The organism is Duganella sp. Dugasp78 (assembly GCF_059491455.1).
This window is the reverse complement of the sequence record NZ_CP168506.1, coordinates 5,754,813-5,769,015: the sequence shown is the minus strand read 5'-3', so window position 1 is coordinate 5,769,015 and position 14,203 is coordinate 5,754,813. Positions and strand designations below refer to the sequence as shown.

Annotated in this window: 13 protein-coding genes; 2 read left to right on the top strand and 11 right to left on the bottom strand. The window is 64.8% G+C overall.

What is annotated here, in order from left to right; genetic code table 11:
• Positions 1-27 precede the first annotated feature (27 nt).
• The 9 genes from ACEN9O_RS25520 to ACEN9O_RS25480 form a co-directional block, all read right to left on the bottom strand.
• Entirely contained in the window at positions 28-963 is a 936-nt protein-coding gene (locus tag ACEN9O_RS25520; RefSeq protein WP_495614595.1) for an NAD-dependent epimerase/dehydratase family protein, read from the bottom strand.
• A complete protein-coding gene (locus tag ACEN9O_RS25515; protein ID WP_495614594.1) occupies positions 960-1,955 on the bottom strand; it encodes a fumarylacetoacetate hydrolase family protein in 996 nt (331 codons plus the stop codon). The genes ACEN9O_RS25520 and ACEN9O_RS25515 overlap by 4 nt, the downstream gene beginning before the upstream one ends.
• Positions 1,952-2,524 (bottom strand): cupin domain-containing protein, encoded by a 573-nt coding sequence (locus ACEN9O_RS25510; protein WP_495614593.1) that lies wholly within the window; start codon positions 2,522-2,524, stop codon positions 1,952-1,954. The genes ACEN9O_RS25515 and ACEN9O_RS25510 overlap by 4 nt, the downstream gene beginning before the upstream one ends.
• 122 nt (positions 2,525-2,646) lie before the next feature.
• A complete protein-coding gene (locus ACEN9O_RS25505; RefSeq protein WP_495614592.1) occupies positions 2,647-3,789 on the bottom strand; it encodes an FAD-dependent oxidoreductase in 1,143 nt (380 codons plus the stop codon).
• Positions 3,790-3,903: 114 nt separating this feature from the next.
• The gene (locus ACEN9O_RS25500) at positions 3,904-4,254 is read right to left on the bottom strand and encodes a Rieske (2Fe-2S) protein (RefSeq protein ID WP_495614591.1); all 351 of its coding nucleotides are present in this window, start codon (positions 4,252-4,254) and stop codon (positions 3,904-3,906) included.
• Between the two features lie 8 nt (positions 4,255-4,262).
• Positions 4,263-5,234, bottom strand: a complete 972-nt coding sequence (locus tag ACEN9O_RS25495; protein ID WP_495614590.1) for a VOC family protein — start codon at positions 5,232-5,234, stop codon at positions 4,263-4,265.
• Positions 5,235-5,237: 3 nt separating this feature from the next.
• Positions 5,238-6,407 carry an alpha/beta hydrolase family protein gene (locus ACEN9O_RS25490; protein ID WP_495614589.1) on the bottom strand — a complete coding sequence of 390 codons (1,170 nt, stop codon included), beginning with the start codon at positions 6,405-6,407 and terminating at the stop codon, positions 5,238-5,240.
• Positions 6,408-6,423: 16 nt separating this feature from the next.
• A complete protein-coding gene (locus ACEN9O_RS25485; protein ID WP_495614588.1) occupies positions 6,424-8,805 on the bottom strand; it encodes an efflux RND transporter permease subunit in 2,382 nt (793 codons plus the stop codon).
• Positions 8,802-9,533, bottom strand: a complete 732-nt coding sequence (locus ACEN9O_RS25480) for a WD40/YVTN/BNR-like repeat-containing protein (RefSeq protein WP_495614587.1) — start codon at positions 9,531-9,533, stop codon at positions 8,802-8,804. Before ACEN9O_RS25480 ends, ACEN9O_RS25485 begins: the two co-directional genes overlap by 4 nt.
• A gap of 9 nt (positions 9,534-9,542) precedes the next feature.
• Between ACEN9O_RS25480 and ACEN9O_RS25475 the strand changes: the two genes are divergently transcribed.
• A complete protein-coding gene (locus ACEN9O_RS25475; protein ID WP_495614586.1) occupies positions 9,543-9,836 on the top strand; it encodes a hypothetical protein in 294 nt (97 codons plus the stop codon).
• 47 nt (positions 9,837-9,883) lie between these two features.
• Here ACEN9O_RS25475 and ACEN9O_RS25470 read toward each other — a convergent pair whose 3' ends face one another.
• The gene (locus ACEN9O_RS25470) at positions 9,884-11,233 is read right to left on the bottom strand and encodes a DUF1329 domain-containing protein (RefSeq protein ID WP_495614585.1); all 1,350 of its coding nucleotides are present in this window, start codon (positions 11,231-11,233) and stop codon (positions 9,884-9,886) included.
• A gap of 22 nt (positions 11,234-11,255) precedes the next feature.
• Positions 11,256-12,920 carry a DUF1302 domain-containing protein gene (locus ACEN9O_RS25465; protein ID WP_495614584.1) on the bottom strand — a complete coding sequence of 555 codons (1,665 nt, stop codon included), beginning with the start codon at positions 12,918-12,920 and terminating at the stop codon, positions 11,256-11,258.
• A gap of 128 nt (positions 12,921-13,048) precedes the next feature.
• Here ACEN9O_RS25465 and ACEN9O_RS25460 point away from each other — a divergent pair, with 128 nt between their 5' ends.
• Complete coding sequence (locus ACEN9O_RS25460) at positions 13,049-13,957, top strand: LysR family transcriptional regulator (RefSeq protein WP_495614583.1); 909 nt, start codon at positions 13,049-13,051, stop codon at positions 13,955-13,957.
• Positions 13,958-14,203 lie beyond the last annotated feature (246 nt).

Here is a 14,203-nt window from a genome sequence, read left to right as displayed (position 1 = left end):
TTCCTCGTGCGGAAAGTTTCAAGCTTTTCATTCGAGCGACGCCTGGATTAGATTGTCCGCACTCCCGTCATGCCGGAAGCCCGCCGACAGTGCAGCCGGCGCGTGCAATGGCGGCATACGTGCGAACAGCGCGCTGATGCGCTCGTCAGGCTGATAGTCGATTAGCTCCCGGCATTGCGGGCCGTAACGGCGCACCAGCGCGGCCAACACGTCCTCGATGCTCAAGGTGAGCACGGGGAGCTGCCAGCTGCGGGAAGCCGGCGCCGCAGTGGTGGACATCGCCGCGGCGTGTAGCAGGTTGGCGACGCAGCAGGGCAGCGACATCCACCACGCGGTGCCATGCGCCGGCACGGGACAGACATAGGACTGTCCGGCGGCAAGCTTGCGCATGATTAGGCTCATGAAAGCCGAGCCATGTCCGGACTCCGCCGGGGGGCGGGCCACGATGCCGGGCAGGCGCAGGCTTACGGCGTCGAGGGCGCCACGGCGGCTCAGGTCCGCCAACGCGATCTCGGCCATCAACTTGTGCGCGCCGTAGCTGAGCGCGGGATGCGTCTCCTGGTGCTCGTGCACCGCGCTGCTGCCAAGCTCACCATACACGGCTATAGAACTGGCGAAAACCAAACGCGCTGGGCGGCCGGATTCGTGACCCTGTTCCGCCAGACGGTGCGCGAGCGACAGCGTGCCTTGCAGGTTGACCTCGTAGCCTTGCTGATATTGTTGCTCAGCTAATGCGCCGGGTACGCTGGCCAGGTGAAAGACCGTGTCGGGGCGGTCTTGACAAGCCCGTTCAAGTACGGCGGCGTCGATCAGCGACCCCTGCAGGTGGCGCACGCCGGACGGCGGCGGGTTGTCGAAACGGTGGTCAAGCAGCGTGAGTGTGTGTGCGGTCGTGGCGCGCAGTTGCCGGACCAGTGCGCGGCCGACAAAACCGTTCGCGCCGGTGATGAGGATGTGGCTCATGCGGCGCGCTCCGCCTTGGTCACCTGCTGCTCGATCACGCCGAACGGGCCGGCGCCGGCTGCGGCGCCGGGCGCGCGCGCCTCCATCCGCACCCGGTCGCCGAAACGCATGAAGGGCGTGCTGGCGTGGCCGCCGTCCACGATCTCAATCACGCGGCGCTCGGCGATGCAGGCCGAACCCGCCGCGCGACTGGCATTGGAGACGGTGCCGGTGCCGATGATGGTCCCGGCCGAGAGGCGGCGGGTGCGGGCGGCGTGGGCGATCAGTTCGCCAAAGCCGAAGTGCATCTCGCCGCCATGCGGCTGGCCGAAGCGCGCGCCATTCCATTCCACGTGAAGTTCCAGCTGCACGCGCCCGTCGCGCCAGTGTTTCCCCAGCTCGTCCGGGGTGATGGCGACCGGTGCGAAGCTGGTGGAGGGCTTCGCCTGTAGAAAACCGAAGCCGGTGCGCATTTCGCGCGGTCCCAGCGCGCGCAGGCTCCAATCGTTCAACTGCACCAGCAGGCGCACGCTGTCCAGCGCGGCCTGTGCGGTGCTGCCCAGTGCGACAGCGTCGACGACGACGCCGAACTCGCCTTCGAAATCGATGCCGTCAGCCTCGTTGGGCAGGGGAACGTTCGCGTGCGGCCCCAGCATGTCGTCGCTGGCGCCTTGGTACATCAGGGGAACGGTCAGCAGGTCGGGTATGGGCGGCGTGCCGAAGGCTTGCTCCATCAAATGCGCATGATTGAGGAAAGCGGAGCCGTCGCACCATTGCGGGCTGCGCGGCAGCGGAGCGGCGCAGTTGCGCGGCTCGAATGGCTGGCCGGCGACCGCCCCCGTGTTCAGGGCGTCGTACAGCGCGCTCAGCGGACCTTCCACGGTACGCCAGTTCTGTAGCGCGTGCAGCAGCGTGGGTGCGATGGCGCCGGCGTCCACGCAGCGCGCCAGGTCGCGCGACACGATCAGCAGGCGCCCGTCGACAGTGTGGTCTTGCACAGTGGCGAATTTCATGACAGTTTGGCGGCGATGGCCGGCTCGTAGCTGCCGTCGACCAGAATGAACAGCATGCGGCACGGCGCACCGGAGCGGTTGGCCCAGGCGTGGTTGGTGCCGCGCTGGACCACCACGCTGCCCTTGCGCAGTGCCACTTCGGTGTCGTCGAGCACCAGGGTCAGTTCACCCTCGATCACGATCCCATAGTCGATCGACTCGGTGCGGTGCATCAGCGGGTGGGGCGAACCGGCCCCGACCGTGGACGCGTTCGCGTCGCCGATCTGGGCGAACGCCTCCTTCATGCGCGCCGCGCCATGGGCGAGGTACTCCTCGGTGTCGGGCGGAATGTCGACGTAACGGATGCGTGTGCCCAGCTTGGGCGGTGGCAGGACCAGCGGTCCGGTGGTCGGATCGGCGCCGTTGCCGATGGTGGCTGGCGTGGCGCCGGTGTTCCACACTTCATGGAAGACGGTGCCCGGGATGGCCGATAATTCGACCACCGTCGGCAGCGCTCCGTCGCTGCTGATGATGGCCTTGCCGTCGGCGTCATGGCCGGTTACGACACGGTGGATGGTAGGGAAGTTCATGTTCGAGGCTCCTTGGATTGAATGGATGTGAAAAGGGGGTATGCCGGTCCGGTGCGCCATCAGCAACGCCAAGCGGCCGGTCCGGTGTTTGTCGCAGGGATGTCAGCCCATGGCCGCCCCGCTTAGATCGGCGCGGCCAACGCCATCAGCGACGCCCGCATAATTTCCGCGTGTTCGGCCTTGTCGCCGCCGGAGATTTCGATTTCGCCAAGGCGGGCGGAATTTTCCACCACCATGCGGCATCGTTCCCAGCGCCGCGCCTCGAATCGCGCCAGCGCCTGCTCGACATGGGCGGCGCCTTCCAATTCCTCGGCCAGCACGATGGCGTCTTCAATGCCGATGCAAGCGCCGGAAGCCAGGTGCGGCGTCGTTGCGTGAACGGTATCGCCGATCAGCACCACGCGGCCGCTGTGCCAGGGTTGCTGCACCAGCAGCGATTCCAGCGGGCGATAGACGATCAGGTTGGCGCTGGCGGCGTTCTGGTCGATCTGCGCGCGGCACTGCTGCATAATGGGCGCCGTGAATGGCGCCAGCAATGCAGACAGCATGGGTGCGAACGTGGCGGGTTCGATGGCGACGTTGTCGACCCGGTCTTCCGTGACGAACAGGTACATCTGGTCGCGCGAGACGGGATTCACGCCGGTCTTGATCTTCGGTCCGAGCCACATCATCGCGCGCTCGACTTCCTGCGGGCGAGGCAACACGGCGCGCCAGACGCACTGTCCGCTGTAGGAGGGCTTCGGCGCATCAGGCAGTACGGTCGCACGCACTTTTGAATACAGGCCGTCGGCGCCGATCACCAGGTCGTAGCTACGGGTGCTGCCGTCCGTGAAGTCCACCTCGACGGCGTCGGCGTGCTGGCGCAGCGCGGTGAAGGTGCAGCCCAAGCGCACGTCGGCGCCGCTGGCCCGCGTGGCATCGGCCAGGATCCGCGCGAGGACCGGACGCATGATGGCGCCACCGCCAGGGACGTCCGGACCGGCCAGGCGCGGGGTCGGCAGGCTGCCGATCTGCAAGCCCTGTGGCAGGAACAGGTCGACGCGGTCGCTGGCCGCTCCCTGTTCAAGGAATTGCGGCAGGATGCCCAACGTCTTGAAGGCGCGCAGCGTGGCGCCGCCGAGGCTGATGCCGGCGCCGTAGGATCGCCAGCCCGGATCGATTTCCACGATGTTAATGTCCAGGCCTCGCTTGCGTAGTTCGATAGCGGCGGCCATGCCGGAAAAGCCGCCGCCGATGATGAGGATTTTCTTTGCGGGCGATACCATGTTGTCTCCTTTAGTATAGGTTCTATTGCGGGCCAGTCTGACGACGGACCGGCCACTTGTAAAGTTGATTGCTTGCATAGGTCGTATCGAATTCGTCGATGCGCCTGTCCCGGGCTAGGGCGTGTCCAACAGGTAAACCGCGCCGTTCCCTCGCACTTCCAGCCGCACCGCCGTCAGAGACCGGCCGAGACATGGTCCGCGCGTGCATAGGCCGCTTTCGATGTCGAACAGCGCGCCATGTGCCGCGCACACCAGTTGGCTGCGCTCCGCATTCAGGTAAGCGTGGCGACGCCACGCCATGGGCGTGTCGCCGTAATGCGGGCACAGGTCGCGGTAGGCGTGCAGGCGCTGGCCCTTGCGCACCACCAGCACGCTGTCCTGACCAGTGCGTAGCGGATCGAATCCGCGCGCGTCGCCATCGGGCAGGTCGGCCAGATGACAAAGCAGGAGGGCGCCGGCGCGCACGGCTGGCCTTAGTGGGCCGGGTCCGGACGGTTTGGCGCCGCACCCGGAGGCCCGCCAGCCGCGCCGGGAGGGCCGCCCGGCGCCCACTTCTCGCGCGACTGGAACAGGAAGAGCTGCGAGGCGTCGGCACTCATCGGCGTGGTGCGCGCTTGCCAGCTGGCGTCGTGCAGGTCCATGTCGGCGTCGTATTCGACGTGGCAGCCGAGCGGGCTATTGAAATACCAGAACCAGTTGGAGCCGAACTTGTGGCGGCCGGGACCCCAGAACGACTGATGGCCTTTGTTGACGAAGCGGGTGCCGGCCAGCATCAATTCGGTCGGACCGCCGAGGTGGAAGGTGAAATGCTCCACACCCTGCATGAACGGCGGTGTTTGGATCAAGAACAAAGTGTGGTGATCCAGCGTGCCGGCGGGCTGCAGGAACGGTCCGGCGCCGTCCAAGCGGTCGGTGCAGCGAAAGCCGAGGCGATCGATATAGAATGCTTCCGCCTTGGCCACGTCCGGAACGAAATACACGACGTGCGACAGGGTGCGCGGTCGCACCGACGCCTGTTCGTCGAAGGCAAGCACGTTCGGCGCGCGCTGGGCCGGCGCGCCCGGCGCATTGACCGTCTCCGCGGCGACCGCGATGGCGCGTCGCACGGTCAGCTGGAAGCCCAGTACGAAACCAGCATCGTCGGTGGTTTCCAGCGAACCGTCCGGAAGTTGTTTGACTTCGCGGTCGCGCGCCAGGTTGTCGGCCAGTTCCGCCAGCGTAGCCTGGTCGGCGACGCCGTAAATGGTCTTGCGCAGCATGCTGGCGGTCGGCAGCGGCGCCGGCAATGCGGGATCGTCCTTGTGCGCGATGACGATGGCGGTGCCGTCCATGGCTTCGAAGCGGCCGCCCGCGAGCGGCGTCAAGCCGTAGTCGCTCAGGTACTGACTGCAGGCGGCGACGTCGTCGACGCCGAAAATCAATGCATCTGGTCCGATGATATTCATGGATTATCCTTTTTGAATGGCGACACGGCCGCGGAGCGTCTCGGCGACCCAGTCGGCAATGTAGGCACCGGCATTGGCGGAGTTGTCGAAGCTGGAGTGCTGCACGCCGCCTTCGCGGTCGGTGAAGATTTTCAGTTCGCGCTTGGGGCTATTGACTAGCTGGTCGTAGGTGCGCTGCGCCCAGTGCTGCGGGATCTGCGTATCCTTTTCGCCATGCGTGACCAGGAACGGCACCTTGATGCGCTCGACCACGCCGTCCAGGTGGACGTTCTCGGCAATGCGCATGAAGTCGTCCATGTCCCTGGCGCCCCACACCCACTGCACGTGCTGCCAGTAGTGCGGCACCGGGAAATTACCTTCCTTTTGCAGACGCTTCTTTTGCACGTCGCGCCAGTCGTGGTTGGCGCCCCAGACCACGCCGCAGGCGAAGCGCGGTTCGAACGCCACCGCGCGCGGGCAGTAGTAGCCACCCAGCGACACGCCTTCGCAGCCGATGCGTTGGGCGTCCACATCGTCGCGGGTTTCAAGCCAGTCGACCACCTTGCTGGCCCACAGTTCAGCGTTGTAGACGGCGGTCAGGCCGTGCAGACGCAGCGCCTCGCCGGTGCCCGGCTGGTCGATCACCAGCGACGACACCCCGCGTTGCGCCAGCCATCGCGGCAGGCCGACGCGGTACTTCATTTCCTTGGTTGAATCGAGGCCGTTGACTTGCACCAGTATCGGCGCGCGGCCGCTGACGCCTTCGGCGCGCACCAGCAGGCCGGAGATATGGCTATCGCCGTAGGGGATCTCGACGCGCTCGCAGTTTTCGCCGGCCAGCCGGATGCCCTTGTTGAACACTTCCTGGAAGCGCTGGTAAAGCGCCACGCGACCCTCGGCGCCATGCGCCTGCAGGCGCTCGGCGGTCAGGTAGTAGGTGGCGGCGCGGCCGTACTTGTCGCCGGCCGATATCAGCCGGCCACGCGCCTCGTCTTCCGCCGCCAGTTCGCACAGCTTGTCGGCCATGCGTGCCCAGGTGGTGCGGAAGGCTTGCGTGCCGGTGGCGTCGGGCTGTTTGGCCGCTTCCTGCAACGGCGCACACATCTCCTGGATCTCGCCCATCTTGGCACCCATTTCGATGGCCAGGTTGACGGATAGATCCCAGACGTAGTTGGTGGGGAAATAGCGAAACATTGATGCTCCTTCGTGGTTAAATCTGTTTTTTCGGTTTGAGCAGGAAGTGCCCCAGCGCCGGCACAAGCACCAGCGCGCCCAGCATGTTCCAGATGAACATAAACGCCAGCAGCAAGCCCATGTCGGCCTGGAACTTGATCGGGCTAAATACCCAGGTGACGACGCCGATTGCCAGCGTGACGCCGGTCAACATCACGACCTTCCCGGTGAACATCAGCGCGCGGAAGTAGGCGTCCGACAGGCTGGCGCCCTGGCGCAGTTGCGCCAGCGTGATACTGAGGATGTACAGTGCGTAGTCGACGCCGATGCCGACGCCAAGCGCGATCACCGGCAGCGTGGCGACCTTGACACCCATGCCGAACAGCACCATCAGCGCCTCGGCCATGACGGAGGTTAGCATCAGCGGCAGTACCGCCACCACCACCGCGCGCCATGAGCGGAAGGTGGCGAAGCACAGCACCACCACTGCGCCGTAGACCAGCAACAGCATGCTGCGCCATGCGTCGCGCACGACGATGTTGGTGGCAGCCTCGATGCCGGCCGATCCGGCCGCCAGCAGGAATTGCGTATCTCTGGTGTTGTTCGCGGCAGCGAAGGCTTCGACATGCGATACCACGCGCGCCAGCGTGTCGGCCTTGTGGTCGTGCAGGTAGACGTAGACCGTCAGCAGGTTGCAGCTGTCGTTGTACAGGCCACGCGGCGCGCCGGCGGTGGCTGTGTTGAGCATGTCCTGGTTGGGCAGAAACTCATACCATTTCGGGCTGCCTTCGTTTAGTCCGGCCAGCACGCGGCGGTTCAGCAGCGCCAGGCTATTGGTGCTCTCGACCCCGTCGAGCTGGCGCAGCTGCCATTCCAACGCATCGATCTTGTTCAGCGTGTCGTACTGGGAGCACTGGCCGTCTGCGGTCTTGACCATGATCGCCAGCACGTCACTGGCGGCGCCGTAGGAGGCGTTGAGCGCCGCCACGTCGCGGTTGTAGCGGCTGTCGGCGCGCAGTTCCGGTGCCCCGGGATCGAGGTCGCCTATCTTCAACTGCGTGCTCAGGGCATAGGCGCCGGCCGCCAGCAGCACCGCGACGACGATCGCGCCGGTGGCCCAGCGACGTTGCGTGTACCGGTCCAGCAGCGCCCACAATGCATGGCGGGACTTGCCGTTGGCTTCCGCCTCCTCCGCGCGCAGGCTGCGCTCGGCGGCTTGTGGGCTGACGCCCACGTAGCTGAGCAGGATGGGCAGCAAGATCAGGTTGGTGATGATCAGCATGCCGACGCCCAGCGATGCGGCCACCGCCAGCTCGCGGATGACGGCGATGTCGATAGCCGACAGCACGGCGAAACCGACGGCGTCCGCCAGCAGCGCGGTCAGCCCGGCCAGGAACAGGCGGCGAAAGGTAAAGCGCGCGGCGACCAGCTTGTGCATGCCGCGGCCGACGTCCTGCATGATGCCGTTCATCTTCTGCGCGCCGTGGCTCATGCCAATGGCGAAGACCAGGAAGGGCACCAGGATGGAGTAGGGGTCGAGCGCATAGCCCAGCATCGGCAACATGCCGAGTTGCCAGACCACGGCCACCAGCGATGCCAGCACCACCAGCGCCGTCGAACGCCAGCATCCCGTGTACCAGTAGACCGTCACGGTGGCAATGGCGACAGCGATGGCGAAGAACAACAACACCACGCGTACCCCGTCGATCAGGTCACCGACCAGTTTTGCGAAGCCGATGATGTGTATGCGCACGCCTTGCTGCTCGTATTTCGTACGCAACGCCTCCAGCCGTTGGGCGAACTGGCCGTAGTCGAGCAGCCTGCCGTCGGCGTCGCGCACCTGTATGGGCACATAGATGATGGTCGATGCGCCGTCGAACGACACCAGTTGGCCGATCTCGCCGGAACGGGCGATGTTGGCCTTGAGCTGCGTCAGGCTGCTCTCGCCCCCATCGTAGCTGTCCGGGATTACCGGGCCGCCTTCCAGTCCTTCCTCCGTCACGCCGACCCAGCGAGTACCTGGCGTCCACAGGGATTTCATCTGGTTGCGCGCGACGCCTGGTACCAGGAATACCTCTTCGCTCAGCTTGCGCAGTGTGTCGAGATACGCGGCGTCGTAGATGCTGCCTTTGGGATTGTCCACCGCTATGCGCACCGCGTTGCCCAGCCCCGTCAGCTCGTTCTGGTGGCGCAGGTAGTTCTGGATGTAGGGATGTTGTGCCGGAATGGTTTTTTCGAAGCTGGCGTTGATAGCCAGCTTGCCACTCTGCCATCCAAGCAGGATGGTCACCAGCACGCATGCGATCACCACCAGCAGGCGATGGTTGAACAGCATGCGTTCGACGATCGAACCCGAAGCGCTGTCGAACTCCGACAGGTCGCCGGGCGGAGTTGGCGGAAGTTGGTCGTACATCTTCATCGTGCCGCCCCCGCGTCGATCACGCCCTGGCTGGAAAGCACCAACAGACCGCCGTTGTCCATTTCCAGCACGCCGTTAAGAGGCGCCATCGGCGCTGCGCGGGCCGGCGCCAGCGCCGCGCCGCGCAACGTCAGCAGCATGCCGGCCTGGTTGGCGAAGACCAACGTGCCATCGGCACGCTCGGCCGACGCGGTGATGGAGACCGGCATCGGATTGGCCAGCTGGTGCCAGGTGGCGCCACGGTCGGTCGATTGCCAGGCGTTGCCGCGCAAGCCGGCTAGAATCATGCCGCCGTTGGCAGATATCTCGGCGGTGAAGAAGCTCCCCTGGTAGGGCACGGTCACGCGACGGAAGTTGGTGCCGCCGTCGGTGGACAGCAGTGCCAGTCCGCGTTCGCCGCCGATCAGGATGGTGTCACCCTGGCGACGTACAGCATTGAGGTGCAGACCCTTTGGGTTGTCGAAGCGTTGCAGCCAGGGCGCCCATGTGCGGCCGCCGTCTTCGCTGGCCACGGCCAAGCCGTAGGCGCCCACCACTAAAATACGGCCCGCGCCAAGCAGGCAAACGTCGAGCAGCGGCTTGTCGGCGCCGTCGACGACGAGACGTTGGGCCTCGCGGATGGCGGCATCGTCGTTTGCCGCTTTTGCCGCTGCCAGCGTCAGCGCGGCGATGCGCCGGCCGTCCAGCGCCAGTTGCCAGCTGGCGCCTGCGTCGTTTGTGGTCAGCACAACGCCCGCGTGACCGACAGCTACGCCATTGCGGGCATCGCCAAAGCGCACGGACGTCAGTGTGACGCTGGTGGGAACGACGGCCTGCCGCCAATGGCGGCCGTTGTCGTCCGAAAGGAGTATCAAACCACGCTCGCCGACGGCGACGATCCGCTTGCCGGCCTTGGCCGCGCCCAACAGCACCGATTGCGCGGCGTTGCGGGACAGGAGGGCCTGACGGTGCATGGCCGCCGTGACAGCGCCCGGCGCCGCAACCGGCGCATCATGGGTGGCGCTTGCGGCGTTGCAGGCCATGCCGGTTAGCGCCGCAAGCTGTAGCGCAGTGACCACCGAGTACAATTTCTGGGACATCAGCGTGCGCCCTCGCCAGCCATTGCATCGGGCGTGAAGACGTTGTCCTGGTAGCGCGGTTTCAACGGATACTGCGCCGCCTTGGCGTTGTACAGATTGCCGACGAAGCCGGTGCCGGATATCAAGTCGTTGAAGCCGAAGGCGCCGATGACGGTACCCGGCAGGTCCGGCGCGACAAAGGTTTGCGACCATAGCGTCTTCCACAATTGCCCGTTGGCATCCCAGCGGTCTCCCAGCACGCAGTTCCAGGTGTCCTCATCGCAGTAGTAGCGGCTCTTCGGCGCCTGGTGACGTTGACCGGCGCGCAGCGTGGCTTCGACCACCCACACGCGATGGCGCTCCCAGCGCACGTGGTCTGGGTTCAGGTAAGCCTTGCCCAGCACTTCCGCATCGGTCTTCGGCTGCAGCAACTTGTTACCGTTATAGGGAATCAGCATCTCCTGTTTACCGACCAGCTTCCAGTCGAAGCGGTCAGTGCGGCCGCTCCAGGTTTCGATCTCGTCAAAGCTCATCACACCGGCGGTCGATGGCGTTGGCGTATCACAGCACGGGTTCGGCAGCTTGCGCACGCGGCGCTGGCCGGTCAGGTAAACCCAGGCCGTATCCTTGGCCGGATCGATGTTGCTGCGGCCGACGATCGCTTCACCGGCGCGGATCGGCGGGCCGGAGTTAATCAGGCGCAGCAGCCAGAACTCGTTTCCCTTGGCGAATTGTTCCGGCGTGCCGTCGTGGAAGTAGTAGGGCATTTGCTGGTCCCCGGTGCCGCTGGTAGTCAACACGGCCTTGCCGTCCGCAGTCAGCAGGTATTGGTTGACGTTGAATTGCCAGGAGGTGCCGCGCCAGCGCAACATGTGGTTCCACATCACCTCGGCTCCGGTTTTCGGAATCGGGAAGGGGATGCCGCCGTAGGCGCCATGGGTGATGTCTCCGGCCATTGTGGCGCGCGTGGCGTTCTTGAAGGTGTTGTCGTAGACCCATTGCGGGGCGGCGCCGGTACGATGTGTCGGGTAGACGTCGAGCCGGAACTCCGGATACTTCTTCAGCATGGCCTTGGTGCCGTCGGTCAGCACGGCGCTGTACTGCTCGGCATTCTTTGGGGTGACGGTGTAGAGCGGCTTCTCGTCCTTGAACGGATCGCCGCGGCGACCGCCGGATTTGTCGCCGGGGATGGCCGTCGTGTAGCCGCCGGTCCATCCGGGAATGCTGCCATCCCTGTTGCCCGCTTTTTCCGCGCCCAGCGGCGTCAGTTCAGACTTCAGCTTTGCCGCCTCGTCGGCGGTGACTGCCGCCATGACCGGAAGGGATACGGCGGCCAGCATCGCCAGCGCGGAAGTGATACGTGGATTCATGGTGGTCTCCTGTTTCGGTCCGTTAGAAGGTGCGGCGCAGGGACAGCGCCAGATAGTCGCGGTCGGCCAACGCGTTGCCGCTGCTGTAGACCGCATGGCCGCCGGTCAGCAGCGGCTGGTAGTTGACGAAGGGTTCGGCCTTGCCCAGATATTTGTTGAAACTGACGCTGAGTTGCCAGACGCCCTGGTAAGTGCCGTCCAGTCCCAGCGTGGCGGTGCCGCTATGCCGGGCGCCCCATCCCAAGCCGGTGACGGAGGAATTGCCGTCGACGACGTAGCGCAGGCCGAGCGGCACATTCAGGTCCAGGCCAGGCAGCACTTGGCGGTAGCTTGGCAAGTACACCACCTGAAAGGCGGTGGCATCGCGCGTGCGCAGTTCGTCCAGCGTGTGGTACGAGTCCTCCTTGGACAGCACACGGTTCCACGCCAGCTCTCCGAGCAGCGTCGCCTCGCGGGCCAGAATGCTCGGCCCCATCGTCGTCAGCCACGATAGGTTGGCGTGCGCAGTGCGGCCGGTGGCGTACATCGGCGCCGGCTGTACATTTGAATAGACGATATTGGTGTTCACCAGCGGCATGTTGTCGCGGGCCGACACCTCCAGCGATAAATTGGTGTTGCCGATCGAACGGGTGGCGCTGAAGCCTGCCGTGGTGACGGCGTCCGGGAAAACGTAGTACCAGTTGCCCGGCGCGGGGCCGGTGACGTTCAGTTGCGAATAGAACACGCCGGACTTGTCGTGGTAGCGCGCGGCATAAAAGCCAAGATCAGTCTCGTCGAGGCGCCATTTGAGCTGGGCGCCGTATTGGCCGCTGTCCGACGGATGCCGTTCGGCGCCAGGCAGCAGCACGTTGGTGGCAATCACCTCCGGCAGCGGCGAGCCGCCCCAGATATTGTTGGCGGAGCTAAAGTAACTGCCGGCCGGCGCCATGCGATCGGCCTGCCAGCGGAATTGATAGTAGGCGCCCAGCGTCACGTCCTGGCTCAGCGCCATCTGGCCGGACAGCTGCGGCACCGGGCGGATGATCTCCTTGAACTGGGCGTTGGGCGACGACTGCAATTTCCAGATATCGATCGGGCCTTGCGCGCGGGCGATGCCGTTATCGCCGAAGAACAGTGTCTCGCCGTAGACCAGCGCGTGCTGGCCCAGGCGCGCGGTTAGCTTGTGGCCTTCGCTGATTTCCCAGCCGCCGAAGATAAATGCATCCAGCAGCTCGGCCTTGCGGCCGGCCAGCTTGCGCGTGCTTGACGGCATGGCGTTGTAGGGCAACTGGCCGTTGAGCATGTCGGCAGCATCGGTCTGGCCGTCATAAGCCTGGTCATACCACGCTGCGCCGCTGATGCGCAGGCCGAAATCCCTGCGGTAAACGGCGTCGAATTCGCTCAGCAGGTCGACCCGCTTCGAGACCCAGCCCCGATCGCGGAAATTGTCGTTGCCGGCGTTGAAGTTCATCGCCTGCGGGAACGCCGACGCGTGAACGCCGGGCACCACCAGGCGCTGACTGTCGACCAGCGCCGCATCGGCATGGTGGAGGCGATACAGGGCGGTGGCCTTGATTGTGTTGTCGAAGCGCAGGTTCCAGTCGGGATTGGCGGTCTCCAGCTCCACAGCGGCGGCGCGGCCTGCGGCCAGCAGGGCTGTCGCGATACAGATCATCTGTAGACGGTGACGTGCCATCGAATATTTCATTTTGTCTCCATTGTGTTTTTTGTAGTTGGAGCGCACAGTGTGCCGATCACCGTTATATGTGTAAAATTGATTGTATTAATTCAACATATCGATTTTGTGGATACGTAAAAATATGTAGGGAGACCGGAATGCGTTTTAATAAGCTGGATTTGAATTTACTGGTGGCGCTGGATGCGATGTTCTCGTTGCGCAGCGTCAGCCGGGCGGCCGAGCAGATGAACATGAGTCAGTCGGCGCTGAGCAGTTCGCTTGCGCGGCTGCGCGAATACTTCGACGACCAACTGTTGGTGCAGGTGGGGCGACAGATGGAACTGACGCCGCGGGCAGAGGTGCTGCAGGAAGCTGTGCGTGACGTGCTGGTGCGGGTCAACACCACGATCACGGCGATGCCGCACTTCGACCCTACCCAGTCGGACCGCGAGTTCCGCATCTTCGTCTCGGACTTCTCGATGGCGGTGCTGATGCCGCATGTGCTGGCGCTGGCGCAGGAGCAATCGAGTTCGGTGCGTTTCCACCTGTTGCCGCAGACGCGGCAGCCCCAGCGCACGCTGGAGCATGGCGACGCCGACCTGTTGGTCATCCCACATGATTACTGTTCGCCCGACCATCCGATCGAGCCGCTGTTCGACGAGCAGTTCTGCTGCGTGGTCTGGAACCAGAGCCGTCACGCACGGGATGGCTTGACGGCCGAGCAGTACGCGGCCGCAGGCCATGTCGTCATGCAGCCGCCAGGCATGGAACGCTCGTTCGAATTCACCTTGGTGCAGGGGACCGGATTGGAGCGGCGGGTCGAGGTGACCTCGTTCAGCTTCTTGGCGGCGCCTTACCTGGTGGTCGGCACAGAGCGCATCGCCACCGTGCATCAGCGCCTGGCGCGGAGAGTCAGCGGCGGGCCGCCGATCACGATCCTGCCGCTGCCACTACCGATGAAGCACATGACCCAGTCCATCCAATGGCACAAATACCGCACCCAGGACCCAGGGCTGTTGTGGCTGCGCGCGCTGATGCACCAAGCGGCGCAAAGGATGGATGGCTGATGTCGAATTGGTTCTAGCAGGCGTCGACCTGCCGCGCCGGATATCGCGCTGCTCCTGCGTCAGTTGGGCGATCTGGAGGGCGTGGCCCAGCCTGTTCGTTTTCTGGCCGGCTAATGGGTGACCCTCTCATTTGTCCTTCCCTCCATCTCCTCGCGAACGCGTCGCTCTGGCTTAATGGTTTTCGATCGCAGATAGCGGGGTTGAGTCTTATGCGGCTACGGATTGCGTCTGGTGCTGTGTCGAAAT

Excerpts from the sequence above, each read along its gene's own strand:
- ACEN9O_RS25520 (WP_495614595.1), bottom strand. The coding sequence starts at position 963 with ATGAGCCACATCCTCATCACCGGCGCGAACGGTTTTGTCGGCCGCGCA.
- ACEN9O_RS25515 (WP_495614594.1), bottom strand. The coding sequence starts at position 1,955 with ATGAAATTCGCCACTGTGCAAGACCACACTGTCGACGGGCGCCTGCTG.
- ACEN9O_RS25510 (WP_495614593.1), bottom strand. The coding sequence starts at position 2,524 with ATGAACTTCCCTACCATCCACCGTGTCGTAACCGGCCATGACGCCGAC.
- ACEN9O_RS25505 (WP_495614592.1), bottom strand. The coding sequence starts at position 3,789 with ATGGTATCGCCCGCAAAGAAAATCCTCATCATCGGCGGCGGCTTTTCC.
- ACEN9O_RS25495 (WP_495614590.1), bottom strand. The coding sequence starts at position 5,234 with ATGAATATCATCGGACCAGATGCATTGATTTTCGGCGTCGACGACGTC.
- ACEN9O_RS25490 (WP_495614589.1), bottom strand. The coding sequence starts at position 6,407 with ATGTTTCGCTATTTCCCCACCAACTACGTCTGGGATCTATCCGTCAAC.
- ACEN9O_RS25485 (WP_495614588.1), bottom strand. The coding sequence starts at position 8,805 with ATGAAGATGTACGACCAACTTCCGCCAACTCCGCCCGGCGACCTGTCG.
- ACEN9O_RS25470 (WP_495614585.1), bottom strand. The coding sequence starts at position 11,233 with ATGAATCCACGTATCACTTCCGCGCTGGCGATGCTGGCCGCCGTATCC.
- ACEN9O_RS25465 (WP_495614584.1), bottom strand. The coding sequence starts at position 12,920 with ATGAAATATTCGATGGCACGTCACCGTCTACAGATGATCTGTATCGCG.
- ACEN9O_RS25460 (WP_495614583.1), top strand. The coding sequence starts at position 13,049 with ATGCGTTTTAATAAGCTGGATTTGAATTTACTGGTGGCGCTGGATGCG.